Here is a 283-nt window from a genome sequence, read left to right on the forward strand (position 1 = left end):
CAGCGATTGGGGTGAAGTCGTAACAAGGTAGCCGTAGGAGAACCTGCGGCTGGATCACCTCCTTTCTAAGGAAGATTTAGTTGATACTTAACGCATGTTAAGATTAACTACAAACTTAAAATCGCTAGAAACGAGCAGTACGCGAAAGTAACGAGCGAAGCGCGGAGCTTACTTTGGTAAGTGAGCACTGTAGCGAGGAAGCTGACAAAGTAATGCGAAGTCTATCACGATTTTATATAATGAGTTGTCAAACGGATTGCGTTAATTCCTCTGTTTAATTTTG

Annotated in this window: 1 rRNA gene; it reads left to right on the plus strand. The window is 42.4% G+C overall.

Annotated features, from left to right (window positions below):
- Positions 1-65 (plus strand): 16S ribosomal RNA (locus CPJCM30710_RS17585); the annotation flags it as partial.
- Positions 66-283: the final 218 nt, after the last annotated feature.

The organism is Clostridium polyendosporum (assembly GCF_018332455.1).
GTDB lineage: Bacteria > Bacillota > Clostridia > Clostridiales > Clostridiaceae > Clostridium_AY > Clostridium_AY polyendosporum.